At 66.2% G+C, this 16,114-nt stretch carries 12 protein-coding genes; 3 read left to right on the top strand and 9 right to left on the bottom strand.

Translation table 11 applies throughout. The annotated features are described in order from the left end of the window. Positions 1–14: 14 nt before the first annotated feature. A complete protein-coding gene (locus ACR9Y6_RS16820; protein WP_481282325.1) occupies positions 15–1,835 on the top strand; it encodes a GGDEF domain-containing protein in 1,821 nt (606 codons plus the stop codon). On the opposite strand, the gene ACR9Y6_RS16815 is transcribed toward ACR9Y6_RS16820, so the two are convergent. The 7 genes from ACR9Y6_RS16815 to ACR9Y6_RS16785 form a co-directional block, all read right to left on the bottom strand. After that, positions 1,832–2,542, bottom strand: coding sequence for a LytR/AlgR family response regulator transcription factor (locus tag ACR9Y6_RS16815; protein ID WP_481282324.1), 711 nt, complete (start codon positions 2,540–2,542; stop codon positions 1,832–1,834). The two genes, ACR9Y6_RS16820 and ACR9Y6_RS16815, sit on opposite strands and share 4 nt — an antisense overlap. Next, positions 2,539–3,594, bottom strand: coding sequence for a sensor histidine kinase (locus ACR9Y6_RS16810; RefSeq protein ID WP_481282323.1), 1,056 nt, complete (start codon positions 3,592–3,594; stop codon positions 2,539–2,541). The genes ACR9Y6_RS16815 and ACR9Y6_RS16810 overlap by 4 nt, the downstream gene beginning before the upstream one ends. A gap of 35 nt (positions 3,595–3,629) precedes the next feature. Then, positions 3,630–4,103: a nuclear transport factor 2 family protein gene (locus ACR9Y6_RS16805; RefSeq protein ID WP_481282322.1), complete on the bottom strand. Its 474-nt coding sequence runs from the start codon at positions 4,101–4,103 to the stop codon at positions 3,630–3,632. A gap of 100 nt (positions 4,104–4,203) precedes the next feature. Then, positions 4,204–4,686, bottom strand: a complete 483-nt coding sequence (locus ACR9Y6_RS16800) for a hypothetical protein (RefSeq protein WP_481282321.1) — start codon at positions 4,684–4,686, stop codon at positions 4,204–4,206. Between the two features lie 112 nt (positions 4,687–4,798). Then, positions 4,799–7,426 (bottom strand): magnesium-translocating P-type ATPase, encoded by a 2,628-nt coding sequence (gene mgtA, locus ACR9Y6_RS16795; protein WP_481282320.1) that lies wholly within the window; start codon positions 7,424–7,426, stop codon positions 4,799–4,801. A 155-nt stretch (positions 7,427–7,581) separates the two neighbouring features. Further along, entirely contained in the window at positions 7,582–7,761 is a 180-nt protein-coding gene (locus tag ACR9Y6_RS16790) for a hypothetical protein (RefSeq protein WP_481282319.1), read from the bottom strand. 284 nt (positions 7,762–8,045) lie between these two features. Then, positions 8,046–8,954: a LysR substrate-binding domain-containing protein gene (locus tag ACR9Y6_RS16785; protein ID WP_481282318.1), complete on the bottom strand. Its 909-nt coding sequence runs from the start codon at positions 8,952–8,954 to the stop codon at positions 8,046–8,048. 118 nt (positions 8,955–9,072) lie between these two features. Here ACR9Y6_RS16785 and ACR9Y6_RS16780 point away from each other — a divergent pair, with 118 nt between their 5' ends. Continuing rightward, positions 9,073–9,267, top strand: coding sequence for a hypothetical protein (locus ACR9Y6_RS16780; protein WP_481282317.1), 195 nt, complete (start codon positions 9,073–9,075; stop codon positions 9,265–9,267). A 63-nt stretch (positions 9,268–9,330) separates the two neighbouring features. Then, complete coding sequence (locus ACR9Y6_RS16775; RefSeq protein ID WP_481282316.1) at positions 9,331–10,278, top strand: aldo/keto reductase; 948 nt, start codon at positions 9,331–9,333, stop codon at positions 10,276–10,278. A 137-nt stretch (positions 10,279–10,415) separates the two neighbouring features. Here ACR9Y6_RS16775 and ACR9Y6_RS16770 read toward each other — a convergent pair whose 3' ends face one another. Next, positions 10,416–12,653, bottom strand: coding sequence for an NADP-dependent isocitrate dehydrogenase (locus ACR9Y6_RS16770; protein ID WP_481282315.1), 2,238 nt, complete (start codon positions 12,651–12,653; stop codon positions 10,416–10,418). Between the two features lie 294 nt (positions 12,654–12,947). Further along, positions 12,948–16,082 carry an efflux RND transporter permease subunit gene (locus ACR9Y6_RS16765; protein ID WP_481282314.1) on the bottom strand — a complete coding sequence of 1,045 codons (3,135 nt, stop codon included), beginning with the start codon at positions 16,080–16,082 and terminating at the stop codon, positions 12,948–12,950. Between the last annotated feature and the right edge of the window lie 32 nt (positions 16,083–16,114).

The following is a 16,114-nucleotide window of genomic DNA, read 5'->3' as shown; positions in this document are numbered from 1 at the left end:
GAGGCCACGGTCGCATGATCGGTCGCTTCGGACGCCGGCTGGGGCTGGCGATCGCACTCACGCTGGCGTCCCATGCCGGCGCCGTCCTCGCTCAGCTCACGCCGGGCGAGGACGCGACGGCGACGCTCGCACGTGCCGACGCGACCAAGACCTCCGACCATCCCGCCTTCATGGATACGGTGGCGCGGCTCGGCCGCGACGCGCCACGGCTGACCGCGGCACAACGCGCCCACCTGCATTACCTCGAAGCCTGGCAGGTCGCCTATGCCGGCGATTACGAAGCCGCGGTGCCGTTGCTCGAGGCGGTGATCGGCGGTTCCTCCGACACCACCCTGCGCTTTCGCGCCACCGCCACGCTGATCAACATCCTGGGCATCGGGCACCGTTACCAGGAAGCCTTCTCCCGCCTGACGGAACTCACCGATAGCCTGCCCGAGGTCAGCGACCCGCAGGCACGCCTCCAGGGCCTGGGCGAGGCGGCGCAGATGCTCACGTCCGCCGGCCAGTACGACATCGCCGCCGAATACGCCGAGCGGATGATCGAAAGCACGCCCACCGGCGACAGCGCCTGCAAGGGCACCTTCATCAAGCTCCACGCGCTCTATCGGGGCAAGCGCATCGAGGGAGCCGACCCGCGCTTCACCCAAGGCATCGCGGCATGCGAGGCCGCCGGCGAGAACCTCATCGCCAATGCGCTCCGTGCGGACATGGCCGAAGGGACCATCCGCGCCGGACATGCCGCCGAAGCAGTCGCCATGCTGGAGAAACACTATCCGGCGGTCGTGCGCGACCAGTACCCGAGCCTTATTTCACAATTCGAATCGCTGCTCGCCGAGGGTCACTGGCAGACCGGCGATGTGGACGCGGCGGAAAAGTATGCGCATGCGGCGGTCGACAGTTCGATCGCGGGGGAATACTCCGAGCCACTGGCGGTGGCGCTGAGAACGCTCTACCTGGCCGCGAAGCGGCGTGGCGACTTCCGCGCCTCGACCGATTGGCTCGAACGCTACATGCAGGCGGACAAGGGATATCTCGACGACGTGACGGCACGTGCGCTCGCCTATCAGGTGGTAAAGCAACAAGTGACCTCCAGCCGCATGGAAGCCGACGCGCTCGACCGCCAGAACCAGATCCTGCACCTGCAACGCGAAGTCGACCGACGCTCGATGGAAACGAGCCGGCTCTACATCCTGCTGTTGCTCACCGTGCTGGCGGCGATCGGCCTGTGGCTGGTCCGCACCAAGCGCTCGCAGCTGCGCTTCATGCGCATGGCTCGCCGTGACAGCCTCACCGGCATCTGTAACCGCCAGCATTTCGTCGAGGAAGCCACGCAGACATTGCAGGCCGTTCGCAAGAACGGCAAGCCTTCGTGCCTGATCCTGTTCGACCTGGACCATTTCAAGCTGGTCAACGATACCTACGGGCACGCCGAGGGCGACTGGGTGCTCCTGCGCGTCGTCGCCGAATGCCGCGACCACATCATCGAGGGAGACGTGTTCGGACGGCTGGGCGGCGAGGAATTCGGCATCCTCCTGCCGAACGCCGACGAGACCGCCGGCGCGAAGCGTGCGGACATGATCCGCGTGGCGCTCGCCGCGCCACCCGCCGGCGGTCCATCCACGGCCCACGTCACGGCGAGCTTCGGCGTGGCTTGCACCTCGCGCCACGGCGAACAGCTCGACCGGCTACTGGCAAAGGCGGACGAGGCGCTCTACCGGGCCAAGGCCGGAGGACGCAATCGCGTCGAGATCGCCTTGCCTGACGAACCCTTGCCCGAATCCGTGTCCACCGAAGCCAAGCAGGCCTCGTCGTCGGCCTGGGTGGCGCGGCACTAGGGGATGCGGTGCAGCGCCGCGAGCAACGTCTCGATGTAGGTACGGCTGGCCCTGAGCGCCGTGCCGTCGCGCAGGCGCAACATCGCGTCGCGATTCGGTCGCGGGCGCAGCTCCTCCACCTGGTCGATGCGAACGATCGCCGACCGGTGCACGCGCACGAATCGCGCGGGGTCTAGCCGACGCGAAAGCGCATGCAGCGGCTCGCGCAGCAGATGCCGTCGTCCCTGCACGTGCAAGACAGCATAGTCACCGTCGGCTTCGATCCATTCGACTTCGTCCGCATCGATGAAACTCAGTTTCGTACCTGTCCGGATGGCGAAGCGCTGTATCGTCGCGGCCGCCGCCTGGCCACGTAACTGTCGCCGTACCCGGTCGATCGCTTCGCCGAAACGTTCGTCGTCGATGGGTTTCAGCAGGTAATCCACCGCCTGGAGTTCGAAGGCGCGCACGGCGAAATGCTCGTGCGCCGTGAGAAGAATGGCAAGCGGACGTTCGGCCATCGGAATCGCCGCCAGGGCATCGAGTCCATCGCGCCCCGGCATCTGGACATCCACGATCGCCACGTCCACCGAATGGCGGCGGAGCATGGCCAGTTCATGCCCGTCCGCGAACTCGCCGACCACCGTGATATCGGTCTCGCCGCGGAGGCGCGCCAGGACACCAGCGCGAGCCAGCGGTTCATCGTCCACCACCGCCACGCGGATCATGCGGCGACCCGCGCTGCGCTCGTGACCCGATACGGCAGCTCGATCGCGGCGCGCCATGTCGCTTCGACGAGCCCGGCCTCGAAGCGATGCGCGCCGGGATACAGCGCCTCCAGCCGTGCGCGAACGTTCGCCAGTCCGACGCCGGTCGCCCGGCTACCCGTGGGGAACGGTATATCGTTGTCGACGGTCACGCGAAGGCGATCGTCGTCCCGGACGATGTGGATCGCCAGCACACCTACGGTTCCTCGCGGGGCGATGCCATGGCGGATCGCATTCTCGACCAATGGCTGGAGAAGCAGGTACGGCAAGCTCGCGTCGAGGACATCCGGCCCTGCCCGTATGTCCACGCGCAGGCGATCGCCCAACCTGGCCTTTTCGATATCCAGGTAGGTGGAGGTGAAAGCGATCTCCTCGGCCACGCTGACTTCGTGCCCACGGGTTTCCTCCAGCGTGGCGCGGAGGAAATCGCCCAGGCGAGCGATCATCCGGCTGGCTTCCCGCTTTCGATCGTCGGCGACGAGGGCGGAGATCGCATTGAGGGTATTGAAGAGAAAGTGCGGCTGCAGCTGGTAACGCAAGGCGCGCAGTTCGGCATCGCGCGCCGCGAGCCCCGCGAGCCTCACGCGCTCGCCCTCGGCTTGCAGGGCCGCACGGTGCAGCACGACCGCCTGTAATCCGCAGAAGGCGATGAGCGCGAGCCAGCAACCGTCCAGTCCGCCAAAGACCCAGGTCCAGTCCATGCGCGCACGCGCGCCCTCGTCCGCGATGAAGCGCAAGGCGATCAAGGCGTTCAACACCGACATCGCATAGGTGGCCGGAAGGAGCACCGCGGCCATCGTCCACCCGCTGGCGCCGCGCCGCCAAAGCATGCGCTGCAACCACCCCACCGGCACGATCCAGAACAAATAGGCCACGGCGTAGAAGAGCCGGAAGGCCAGCACATGCGCATCGCCGACCGACGGCAATCCCATGACGAGCATGCAGCCCAGCACGGGCAGGCCCGCGATCCAGGCCATGCCTGGCGACACCGTCGCGCTGCGATCTTCACGCATGGCCTTGCCCTTGGCTTCCGTGTCCGCAGTATCGGTCAGAAGTTGGAGGAGTACAGCATGGAGGCAATCTTCCAGCCGTCATCGGTATGGATCAGTTGCCAGGTCTCCGCGCCCTTGTTGCCCACCTTTCCGTCGGCCACGAACTCGAAATCGAAGTAGACCGAGGCCACGCTGCCGTCGGTTTCGATGCGTACGTTGTGGAAGCGCTCCTCGATGCCGGCCTTGGTGCTGCCGACGTAGTCGGCGAACTCCTGCCAGGTACCCGCCTTGTAGCGGGCGGCTTCCGGATGCTTCGCCTTGACCTTGCGGTAGCTTTCATCACCCAGCACGTTCCACCACGCCTTGCTGTCGGCGAGGAAGAGGTTTGCCAGTGCGGCGCGGTCGTGGGTTTTCAGGGACGCCTGGAAACGCGTCACCACCTGTTCGATCTCGGCCTTCGGCGAATCGGCGGCGGCACAGGGAACGGCGGCCACGAGGGCCAGCAGGGCGAGAAGGTGGCGGATGCGCATGGCATGACCTCGATGATGGGTGCATCGAGCAAACCAGCGGAACCGTCCCGCCGCCAGTGGGCGTGCGGCGGGACGGTGGATCAACGCTGTGAAACGGTCGTTACAGGCAACCCACCAGCCCGTCGTAAACGGAGTAACGGGACATCGGCAGCTTCGCGTGCAGCGCGTCGTCGCCGTTCATCACCTCGTAGAACTTGTCCACCGGGGTGTCCTTGGCGAGCAGGAGCTTGCATTTGTAGAGCTTGGCCGCGGTCTGCACGGCACCGGATTTCGGGTTCACCGCCGCGGTGCTGCCGGAGAACAGCCAGAGGCACTGTTTCAGTGTCCCCTTGGTGCTGTCGACCGAACAGCGAAGCTGCATCGGGCGCAGGTTGGCATATTCCCCTTCGCAGAAGGTATCGCCGCAGATCTTCTCGAAGCCGGCGTTGAGCCGGACTTCCGCCTCGAAGAAGCGATCCATGCCCTGCTCCGATGCCGGCCAGTCGATGGCGTCGACATAGCGGGCGGGAGCGGGCGCGACCTGGGCGAAGACGGCGGCAGGCAGGATGAAGAGGGCGGCGGCGAGCGCGTTTCGAAGCATCATGGTGACTCCTTGGTTGAGGAGCCACCATGAAACGCTCATCGCGAAGGCGCGTATGTCCCTTGCCGCCCACGCACGCGTGTAGCCACCCGGTCAGCCGCCGGGTAGGAAGAGTCTATAGCCAGCGCCCGTAGCGGCGGATATAGATCGTCTTCACCACCTGCGTGAGCACGCAGTAGCACACCAGCGTCAACGCCAGCCAGGCGAAATAGATGCCCGGCAAGGGATGCATGCCGATGCGCGCGCCGAGTCCCGAGTAAGGGATCAACATCCCGACGACCATGATCGCGCCGGTCAACGCCAGCACCGGCGCGGACGCCATGCTGCGCAGGAACGGAATGCGCCGCGTGCGGATCATGTGCACGATCAGGGTCTGCGAGAGCAGGCCCTCGATGAACCAGCCCGACTGGAACAGCGACTGGTGCGCGACGTCGTTGGCGCCGAACCAGTGCCACATCAGCCAGAACGTGGTGATGTCGAACACCGAGCTGACCGGGCCGATCCAGACCATGAAGCGGCCGATGTCGCCGGCGTCCCACTTGCGTGGCTGGCGCAGGTATTCCTCGTCCATGCGGTCGAACGGAATCGACAGCTGGGACAGGTCGTAGAGCAGGTTCTGCACGAGGATCTGCAACGGCAGCATCGGCAGGAAGGGAAGGAAGGCGCTCGCCACCAGCACGCTGAACACGTTGCCGAAGTTCGAGCTGGCGGTCATCTTGATGTACTTCATGATATTGCCGAAGGTGACCCGTCCCTCGATCACGCCCTCCTCCAGCACCATGAGGTTCTTTTCCAGCAGGATGATGTCCGCCGACTCCTTCGCGATGTCCGTCGCGGTATCGACCGAGATACCCACGTCGGCGTCGCGCAGGGCGGGCGCGTCGTTGATGCCGTCGCCGAGGAAGCCGACGGTATGTCCCTTGCGCTGGAGCGAGCGGACCACGCGGGCCTTCTGCACCGGCGACATCTTCGCGAAGACGGTGGTCTTCTCCACCATCGCGTCGAGCGCCTCGTCGTCCAGCTGCTCGATGTCGCGGCCCTGGGCCGACGCTTCCACGTCGAGGCCGACCTCGGTGCAGATCTTCCGCGTCACCGCCTCGTTGTCGCCGGTGATCACCTTCACCGCCACGCCATGGTGGTTGAGCGCGCGGATGGCGGTGGCGGCCGAGTCCTTCGGCGGATCGAGGAAGGCCAGGCATCCCACGGCGGTGAGGCCTTGCTCGTCGGCCACGCCATAGGCGCGCTCGCCCGTCGGGTCGCGGCGGACTGCCACGACCAGCACGCGCAGGCCATCCTCATTGAGGCGACGGGTCATCGCGCGGATCTCGGCACGCTTCTCGGCCGTCATCGGTTCGGTCACGTCACCGATGCGGGCCTCGCTGCAGATCGCCAGCATCTCCTCGACCGCGCCCTTGCAGACCAGCAGTTGCTCGCCCTTCCCGTCCGCGACGACCACCGACATGCGGCGGCGCTGGAAGTCGAATGGGATCTCGTCCACCACGTGGAAGCGGTGCGCCACGGGTTCGAGGTCGCGGTGGGCCAGCACCGCCTTGTCCATCAGGTTGCGCAGGCCCGTCTGGAAACGGCTGTTGAGGTAGCCGTACTCCAGCGCCTCGTCCGAGTCGTCGCCATTGAGGTCGACGTGGCGCTCCAGCACGATCTTGTCGAGCGTCAGGGTGCCGGTCTTGTCCGTGCACAACACGTCCATCGCGCCGAAGTTCTGGATCGCGTTGAGGCGCTTCACCACCACCTTGCGCTTCGACATGGCGAGGGCGCCCTTGCCGAGGTTGGCGGTGACGATCAGCGGCAGCATTTCCGGCGTCAGGCCCACCGCCACCGAAAGCCCGAACATGAAGGCCTCCAGCCAGTCGTGCTTGTCGAAGCCGTTGATCAGGAAAACCACCGGGACCATCACCGCCATGAAGCGGATCAGCAACCAGCTCACCGAGGAAATGCCCCGGTCGAAGCTGGTCTGCACGCGCTCGCCCGAAAGGGTATGCGCCAGCGACCCCAGGTAGGTGCGCCCGCCCGTCGCCAGCACCACGGCGGTGGCGGTGCCGGAAACCACGTTGGTGCCCATGTAGCAGATCGTCGGCAGGTCGAGCGGACCGGACGAGGTATCGCCGGCCGTGGTGCCGTTGGGCGCGGCTTTCTCGACCGGGATCGACTCGCCGGTGAGGATCGCCTGGCTGATGAAGAGGTCCTTCGTCGCCAGCAGGCGCAGGTCGGCGGGCACCATGTCGCCGGCGCCGAGGTGGACGATGTCGCCGACGACGAGTTCCTCGACCGGCACCTCGATGCGCTCGGCGTGGCCGTCGTCCGCACGGCGGGTGACGGTGGCCGTGTTGCGCACCATCGCCTTCAGCTTCTCCGCCGCACGCGAGGAACGGAACTCCTGGGTGAAGGAAAGCAGCACGCTGATCGCCACCATCACCGCGATGATGACGGGACCGGTGACGTCGTCGGGCTCGGTGAACAGCTGCACCCCGGCGAGTACGAGCAGCACGATGATGAAGGGGTTGCGGAAAGCGCGCAGCAGCTGGATCGACCAGTGCGGCGGTTTTTCATGGCCCACTTCGTTGATGCCGTCGCGGTCGAGGCGCTCGGCGATGGCGGCCTCGTCGAGGCCGTCCGGCCGGGCGTCCAGCGCACGCAGCAGTTCGTCCGCGGGACGGTAGGCGTCCGCGGTGGCCTGGGTGTAGATCTTGGCGGCAACGGCCGCCTGCGAGGTGTGGATCTTCATGGCTCGCTACCTCTCCGGACGCGCGGTCCGGTCAGGCGCGAGCGGCCGTCGGCGTCAGCCGAAGGCGAGCGCGCCGGCGCGGAGCCGACGTTCGGTGTCGCTATGGATATCGACGGCGGACGGCGTAAGCCGCGCCGTAGTGTCTATGTCGCTGTTCATGGCCTCGGAAGTTTGCCATCCGCGGGTTTCAACGAGCTTTCAACGGTGTCGAGCGAGCGCGGCACCGTGATCGTGCGCTTGGCCGGCACCGGGCCGGTGGCGCGACGGCGGGCGAGTGCGAAAGCGAGACGGCGGCCGAACATGCGCGGCGCGGTCTTGTCGAGCTGGAGGTTCATGGCTCAATCCTCGAATAACGGAAGCTCACGGCTTCCGACGAGGAGAGCCGGACTTTCCCTAGCGGAGGAAAGCGCCGGCCGACCGGGTGCGGTCGCCGCGGGCGATGAGTTTTGCCAGCGCCGGGACCCGATGCGTGCGGGAGCCGGCGCGTCGACTAGGGTAGACGTCCATATGCCTGGATAAGCTAAGAGGGTTGCCGCCGCCCGAGACCCCGTGCGGTAGCCGGGGGATTGTCGCGCCGCAGCGAAGCGCGGTCAAGCGAAAACCGCCGGGCCGGGAGGATTCAGGCCGGCAGGGGCAAACCCTGCTTGATGCCGGCCTCGTACTCGGCCGCCTCGGCCAGCAACCACTCGCGAAAGCGCGCCACGCCGCTATGCGATTCCGAGCGCTTCGGGTAGACGAGGTAATACGCCTCGGCGACGCGCATGCGCTCCTTGCACAGCACCGTCAACGCGCCGCATTCGATCAGCGAGCGAGCCATGACGAGGCGGCCCAACGCCACGCCCATGCCTTCGAGCACCGCGCGCTGCAAATGCTCGGTATTGTCGAAGCGCGCGACATAGCGCGACGGCAGCGGCATGCCGAAGGTTTCGGCCCAGTCGTTCCAGCGGCCGGACGGATCGCCGAGCAGGGGCCATCCCGCGAGCGACGTATCAGGCAAGCCACCCATGCGGCGCACCAGGGAGGGGCTGGCTATAGGGACGATGTATTCGTCGAACAGGCGGTCCGCCTTCGTCCGCGGCCATGCGCCGAGGCCGTAGCGGAACGCCACGTCCACGGTGGGTTCGCGGTCGAAATCGACCACCGCGACGGAGGAATGAAGACTGAGTTCCAGTTCCGGATGTTTGCCCACGAGTTTGGGCAGCCGGGGGACCAGCCAGCTCGACGCGACCGACGGCAGCACGCTCAGCGTCACCGCATCCTGGTGCCTTCCCTCGAAACGGCCCAGGGCATGCTCGATACCCTCGAAATGATGGCCGATGGCTTCCAGCAGGTTGGCGCCGTCGGCGGTCAGCGTCACGCCGCGCGGCCCACGATCGAACAGGGAGCGCCCCAGCCGTTCCTCGAGGTTACGGATCTGGTGGCTCAACGCGCTGACGGTGAGGTTCAACTGTTCCGCCGCGCGTGACAGCTTGCCCGTGCGGGCGACCAGGACGAACCCCTGAAGCAGACCAAGCGGGAGGCGGGACATGTGAAAATTCCTCAAGGCCGGGTTGCAAACATATCGCTTTTTGGCCCGCGTTAGAACGGGCACCCTTTACCTCACCGAAAGCCGCAAGTCGTTGCGAACGGTGTAATGGGAGGGTGTCATGGCATCGATCTTCACCGGCCTTGCCTTCATGCACGGCCACATCGTCAATCGGGAACTCGTGCTCCGGCTCGGCCGGGAGGAAACCGTGATCGACCGCGGCGCAGGCGCCCGGCAGGCCTCGGCGGCTCCGCGCAAGGAAAGCGTCAAGCCGGCAGTAAGACTACCGGGAAACCCAGCTTGCGCCACCTGCTGAAACACACGGCCTGAACCTGGCTTGCGTCATCATGGGGGTTTCCGCCCTCATCGGAGATGACGCATGAAGTTACGCAACCTCGGGCGTTCGCCCCTGCGGGTCGCCCCGCTCGCCTTCGGCGGCAACGTCTTTGGCTGGAGTGTCGACGAGTCACGGTCGTTCGACCTCCTCGACGCCTTCGTCGACCACGGCTTCAACCTCATCGACACGGCCGATGTCTACGAGGCCTGGGTACAGGGTAACGAGGGTGGCGAATCCGAGACGATCATCGGCAAGTGGCTGAAGAAGAGCGGCAAGCGCGACAAGGTCGTCGTCGCCACCAAGGTGGGCAAATGGGCGCGCTATCCCGGACTGGCGCCCACCAATATCAAGGAGGCCGTGGAAGATTCCCTGCGCCGCCTGCAAACCGATCATATCGACCTTTACCAATCGCACGAGGACGACCCGAAGGTGCCTCTTGAGGAGACCTTGCGCGCGTTCGACGACCTGGTGAATGCAGGCAAGGTGCGTGTCATCGGCGCTTCCAACTACGACGCCACGCGACTGGACGACGCCTTGAGCACCAGTGCGTCCAAAGGCTTGGCGCGTTACGAATCGATGCAGCCGGAATACAACCTCATGGACCGCAAGGGCTTCGAGGAAGCACTGCAACCGCTATGCGTGAAAGAGGAGGTCGGCGTGATCAGCTATTACTCGCTGGCCAGCGGCTTCCTCAGCGGCAAGTACCGGAGCGAGGCCGACCTGTCCAAGAGCAGCGCCCGAAGCGGCAAGGTGAAGGCGTACCTCAACGATCGCGGGTACCGCGTCCTGGCGGCGCTGGACGAGGTGTCACAGGCCCGCGATGCGAAGCCGGCACAGGTAGCGCTGGCATGGGTGATGGCGCAGCCGTCGATCGCCGCCGCGATCGCCAGTGCCACCTCGCTGGAACAACTGCACGAGATCGCGAAGGCGGCGACACTCGAGCTGACGCCAGCCGACCTGGCGACCCTGAAGGCCGCCAGCGACTACTGACTGGCGGCTTGAGCGAGAGCCCTGGCGGGAAGCGGCTTCCCACCAAGTTCATCAGACTCACCAAACCGGCAAGCTCCCGCTCGTGGCGGGAGCCGACCCTGTCGGCGATGGGTGCCCGCGGCGAACCCGCCTACCCGTCAGCGCGAAGCGACCAACACGTCCAGTGCCGCGTTGAGCGTCGCGCTCGGGCGCATGGCGGCGCTCACCCGCTTCATGTCCGGGTGGTAATACCCGCCGATCTCCACCGGCTTGCCCTGTGCCCCGTTGAGTTCAGCGACGATCTTCGCCTCGTTCCCGGCCAGGGTCTTCGCCACCGTGGTGAACCTGGCCTTCAGGTCCGCGTCGTCGTCCTGCGCGGCGAGTGCTTCGGCCCAGTACAGCGCCAGGTAGAAATGGCTGCCACGGTTGTCGATCTCGCCGACCTTGCGGGCGGGCGACTTGTTGCTGTCGAGGAAGCGGCCGTTGGCCTGGTCCAGCGTCTTCGCCAGCACGCGGGCGTGCTTGTTGTCGTAGCGCTCGGCGAGGTGCTCCAGCGAGGCTGCCAATGCCAGGAATTCACCCAGCGAATCCCAGCGCAGGTAGCCTTCCTCGACGAACTGCTGCACGTGCTTCGGCGCCGAACCGCCCGCGCCGGTCTCGAACAGGCCACCGCCGGCCATCAGCGGCACGATGGAGAGCATCTTCGCGGAGGTGCCCAGCTCCATGATGGGGAACAGGTCGGTGAGGTAGTCGCGCAGCACGTTGCCGGTGACCGAGATGGTGTCCTCGCCCTTGCGGATGCGCTCAAGCGAGAACTTCGTCGCCTCCACTGGCGCAAGCACGCGGATGTCGAGGCCACGGGTGTCGTGGTCCTTGAGGTAGCGCTCGACCTTGGCGATGACCTGCGCGTCGTGCGCACGGTTCTTGTCCAGCCAGAACACCGCCGGCGTCGCCGACAGCCGCGCGCGCTGGACGGCGAGCTTCACCCAATCCTGGATCGGCGCATCCTTGGTCTGGCACATGCGCCAGATGTCGCCCGCCTCGACGGCGTGTTCGAACACCACGCTGCCATCGTCCGCGACGACACGCACCGCGCCATCGGCGGGGATCTGGAAGGTCTTGTCGTGCGAGCCGTATTCCTCGGCCTTCTGCGCCATCAGGCCCACGTTCGGCACGCTGCCCATCGTGGCCGGGTCGAACGCGCCGTGAGCGATGCAATCCTCGATCACCGCCTGGTAGACGCCGGCGTAGGAACGATCGGGAATGACCGCCTTGGTGTCCTGCAACTTGCCTTCCGCATTCCACATGCAGCCGGAGTCGCGGATCATCGCCGGCATCGAGGCGTCGACGATCACGTCGCTGGGCACGTGCAGGTTGGTGATGCCCTTGTCGGAGTTGACCATCGCCAGGGCCGGGCGCTGCGCATACTCCGCCTTCAGGTCGCCCTCGATCTGCGCGCGCGTGCCCGCGTCGAGCTTGTCCAGTCGCGCATAGAGGTCGCCGATGCCGTTGTTGGCGTCGAAGCCCACCTGCTTGAGCGCGTCGGCGTGCTTCGCCAGCACGTCCTTGTAGAACTCGCGTACCACGATGCCGAACATGATCGGATCGGAGACCTTCATCATCGTGGCCTTCAGGTGCAGCGAGAACAGCACGCCCCTGGCCTTCGCGTCCGCGATCTGCGCGTCGATGAAGGTGGCCAACGCCTTGCGGCTCATCACGGCGGCGTCGACGATCTCGCCGGCCTTCACCGCGAGCTTGTCCTTCAGGACCTTCGTCGCGCCGTCCTTGCCGATGAATTCGATGCGCAGGGTACCCGCCTTGTCCAGGGTGGCCGACTTCTCGCTGCCGTAGAAATCCCCGCCATCCATGTGCGCGACGTGCGACTTCGATTCCGGCGACCACTTGCCCATGCGGTGCGGATGCTTGCGCGCGTAGTTCTTGACCGAAAGCGGCGCACGGCGGTCGGAGTTGCCTTCACGCAACACGGGGTTCACGGCACTACCCATGGCCTTGCCGTAGCGCGCGTTGGTCTCCTTTTCCTCGTCGGTCGACGGGGCATCCACGTAGTCCGGCAGGTCGTAGCCCTGCGACTGCAGTTCGCGAATGGCGGCCTTCATCTGCGGCACGGAGGCGCTGATGTTCGGCAGCTTGATGATGTTGGCTTCCGGCGTGGTGGCCAGCTGTCCCAATTCGGCGAGGTGGTCGCCGATCTTCTGCGCATCGGTGAGGCGCTCCGGGAACTGCGCCAGGATGCGGCCGGCGAGCGAGATGTCGCGCGTTTCCACCGCCACGCCCGCGGTGCCGGCGAAGGCCTCGACGATCGGCAGGAACGAGGCGGTGGCGAGGAACGGCGCTTCGTCGGTGAGCGTATAGATGATCTTGGGCGAGCTGGACATGATTCGGCGAGCCTTATGCTTGAGTGGGCCAGGTCATGGGGCGCGCCGGCGCAGGCCACGAGGGCGCACCGGCGAGCGGGAAACCTGTCCATTGTGGCCCGATTCGGCGGGAGGGGGAAAGCGATCGGGGGGCATGGCTGTTGTGCCGGGTGGGAAAGGTGGGTCTCGGGCGAGCACCCATCGCCGACAGGGTCGGCTCCCACCAAGCCCACCAGGGTGAGAGCCGACGACCCCGGTGGGAGCCGAGCCTGTCGGCGATTCTTCGGCTCGGTGGGAGCCGAGCCTGTCGGCGATTCAGGTACCGGCGGCGCGCAGGGCGCGCCGTTCCCTCTTCCGCTCCTTCCGCCGCGCCTTGCGCGCCTTCCAGCGCTCCGACAGGCAGGCGAAGATCACATACAGTGCCGGCGTGGAAAGCAGGGTCAGGCTCTGCGAAATCACCAGGCCGCCGATCATGGCGATACCCAGCGGCCGGCGCAGTTCGGCGCCCTCGCCCAGGCCGATCGCCAGTGGCGTGGCGGCCAGGATCGCCACCATCGTCGTCATCATGATGGGGCGGAAGCGAACCAGGCAGGCCTCGCGGATGGCGCCCTTGTAATCGAGACCATGCTCGCGCTGCGCCACCAGGGCGAAGTCGATCATCATGATCGCGTTCTTCTTCACGATGCCGATCAACAGCACCAGGGCGATCATCGCGATCACCGACAGCTCGGTATCGGTGATGACCAGCGCGGCGAGCGCGCCCACGCCCGCGGCGGGCAGGGTCGAGAGGATGGTCACCGGGTGGATGAGGCTCTCGTAGAGCATGCCCATCAGGAGGTAGACCGTGATGATCGCGGCCAGGATCAACAACGGCATGTCGCTCTGCGATTGCTGGAAGCGGCGGAAGTCGCTGCCGGCGTCGAGGCGTATGTCACCGGGCATGCGCATGCCGTCGATCGTCTTCTGGATGATTTCCATCGCCTCGCCCATGCTGACGTTGGGCGCGAGGTTGAAGCTGACGCCCATGCTCGTGTACTGGTCCTCGTGCACGATCTGGGTAGGCGCGAGTCCCGGCACCTGTCTGGTCACCGCGGTCATCGGGATCATCGCGCCGGAACTGGAGCGCACGTAGATCTGGTTCAGCGACTCCGGCGTGGCGGCCATCTGCGGCAGCGCGTTGACGATCACGCGGTACTGGTTGATGTCCGAGTAGATCGTCGAGACCGCACGCTGGCCGAAGGCGTTGTAGAGCGCGCCGTCGATGTCGCCGATGGACACGCCCAGGCGTGCCGCCGTATCGCGGTCGATCACCATGTTCTGGCGCAGGCCCGCGGCATCGATGTCGCTGCCGACGTCCTTCAGCATAGGGTTCTTCTTCAGCGCGTCGACCAGCCTGGGCAGCCAGGTCTGCAATTCGACGATGTCGTTGCCCTTCAGCGACACCGAGTACTGGCCGCCCTGCGTGTTGCCGCCGCCACCGCCGGTGGGCAGGTCCTGGATCGGGCGCAGGCGCAGGTTGAGGTCGGGATACTTGTTGGCCTTGGCCGACAGCCGGTCGAGCACGACGAAGGTGCTCTCCTTGCGCCCTTCCGCCATGGTCTTCAGTTCGATGTTGAAGAAGCCGCTGGAGCCCGTGCGGCTGGTGCCGAGGCGCGAGCCCACGGCCTTCACGGCGGGATCGTCCAGCAGCATCTGGGTGAGACGGGCCTGGCGCACCTTCATTTCCCCGAACGACACCGTCGAGCTGGACGTGGCGCGGGCGCCGATCAGGCCGGTGTCCTGAGGCGGGAAGAAGCCCCCCTTGACCATGCCGAAGAGCACGAAGGTCACCCCGACGAGGATCAAGGGCGTGATGGCCATGAGCAGGGCGTGGCGCAGGGTCCAGTCCAGCGCCACGCGGTACATCCCGAGCAGGCGCTCGTGCATCCGCTCCAGTGCCCGGCCCAGCTTCGATTCCGGCTTGTCGTCCTTGTGCGCCGTGAGGAAGTGCGCGCACAAGGACGGGGTCAGGGTCAACGACACGATGGCCGATACCACGATCGCGGCGACCAGGGTGATCGTGAATTCCTTGAAGAACATGCCGATGATGCCCGGGGCGAGCAGCAACGGGATGAACACCGCCACCAGCGACCCGGTGATCGAGACGATGGTGAAGCCGATCTCGCGCGCGCCGAGCAAGGCCGCCTCGAAGCGCGGGATACCCTCGTCCATGTGCCGGATGACGTTCTCGATCACCACGATGGCGTCGTCGACGACGAAACCGATCGCGATCACCAGGGCCAGCAACGTGAGGTTGTTCAACGTGTAGCCGAACGCATACATGACCACGAACGCACCGGCCAGCGATAGCGGCACGGCAAGGCCCGCGATCACCGTCGGCGCCAGCCGCCGCAGGAACAGCGCCATCGTCATGATGACCATGGCGAGGCTGATCAGCAGCGTGGCCTGCACCTCGTGCAGCGAGGCGCGGATGGTCGGCGTGCCATCGAAGAACGAATGCAGCTGCACGCCCGCCGGCAGCCATGCCTGCATCGTCGGCATCTGCGCCTTGATCCGGTCCACGGTGTCGATGACATTCGCGTCGGCCTTCCTGTAGACGTACATCAGGATGCCGGGCTTGCCGTTGAACCAGGCCGCCTGGTAGGCGTCCTGCTGCCCGTCGTAGACCTTGGCGATGTCGGACAGGCGGATCGGCACGCCGTTGTTCACGCCGATGATCAGGTTGGCGAACTCTTCGGCCGTATGCAGCGAGTCGGTGGCCGTCACCGCCATCGTGGTGACGCCGTCGCTGAGGAAGCCCTGCGGCGAGGTCACGTTGGCGGCGGTGAGCGCGTTGCGCAGCTGGTCGGGCGACAGCCCCATCGCATTCAGCGCGCGCAGGTTCACGTCCACGCGGATGGCGGGCGTGGCACTGCCGGCGATATCGACGGTGGCGATGCCTTCCTGCTGGCGCAGGCGCTGGGCGAGGATCGAATCCGCCACGTTGTAGAGCGCGGTCGGCGCCACCGTGTCGGAGGTGAGCGCCAGCACGATGATGGGGTCGTCGTTCGGGTTGGCCTTGGTGTACGACGGCGCGTTCAACAGGCCCGGCGGCAAGTCGGGCTGGGCGGCGTTGATGGCGGATTGCACGTCGCGCGCGGCGGCGTCGATGTTGGTGCCGTTCTGGAAGAACAACAAGACGAAGGCGCTGCCTTCGGAGCTGTTCGAACGCATGGACTCCACGCCCGGCACCTGGCCCAGGTGGCGTTCCAGCGGTGCGGCCACGGTGGAGGCCATCGTGCTCGCGTCGGCGCCGGATTGCTGCGCCTGGACGAAGATCGCCGGGAACTGGATGTTCGGCAGCGCGGCCACACCGAGCAACGCATAACAGATGATGCCGACCGCGAAGATGCCGATCGCCAGCAGCGAGGTGCCAATGGGACGGCGTATGAAGGGGCCGGAAATGTTCATGGGGCGAAGCGGCTCATGGGGCGCGGGATGGC

The organism is Luteibacter sp. TLI7-4A, from assembly GCF_056754745.1.
The sequence above is the reverse complement of the archived record's forward strand: the minus strand, read 5'-3'. Positions and strand labels throughout refer to the sequence as shown.

Coding starts and splice junctions, on each gene's coding strand:
- ACR9Y6_RS16815 (WP_481282324.1), bottom strand. CDS start 2,542: ATGATCCGCGTGGCGGTGGTGGACGATGAACCGCTGGCTCGCGCTGGT.
- ACR9Y6_RS16820 (WP_481282325.1), top strand. CDS start 15: ATGATCGGTCGCTTCGGACGCCGGCTGGGGCTGGCGATCGCACTCACG.
- ACR9Y6_RS16800 (WP_481282321.1), bottom strand. CDS start 4,686: ATGATGCTTCGAAACGCGCTCGCCGCCGCCCTCTTCATCCTGCCTGCC.
- ACR9Y6_RS16790 (WP_481282319.1), bottom strand. CDS start 7,761: ATGAACCTCCAGCTCGACAAGACCGCGCCGCGCATGTTCGGCCGCCGT.
- ACR9Y6_RS16805 (WP_481282322.1), bottom strand. CDS start 4,103: ATGCGCATCCGCCACCTTCTCGCCCTGCTGGCCCTCGTGGCCGCCGTT.
- ACR9Y6_RS16785 (WP_481282318.1), bottom strand. CDS start 8,954: ATGTCCCGCCTCCCGCTTGGTCTGCTTCAGGGGTTCGTCCTGGTCGCC.
- ACR9Y6_RS16765 (WP_481282314.1), bottom strand. CDS start 16,082: ATGAACATTTCCGGCCCCTTCATACGCCGTCCCATTGGCACCTCGCTG.
- ACR9Y6_RS16775 (WP_481282316.1), top strand. CDS start 9,331: ATGAAGTTACGCAACCTCGGGCGTTCGCCCCTGCGGGTCGCCCCGCTC.
- mgtA (WP_481282320.1), bottom strand. CDS start 7,426: ATGAAGATCCACACCTCGCAGGCGGCCGTTGCCGCCAAGATCTACACC.
- ACR9Y6_RS16780 (WP_481282317.1), top strand. CDS start 9,073: ATGGCATCGATCTTCACCGGCCTTGCCTTCATGCACGGCCACATCGTC.
- ACR9Y6_RS16810 (WP_481282323.1), bottom strand. CDS start 3,594: ATGCGTGAAGATCGCAGCGCGACGGTGTCGCCAGGCATGGCCTGGATC.
- ACR9Y6_RS16770 (WP_481282315.1), bottom strand. CDS start 12,653: ATGTCCAGCTCGCCCAAGATCATCTATACGCTCACCGACGAAGCGCCG.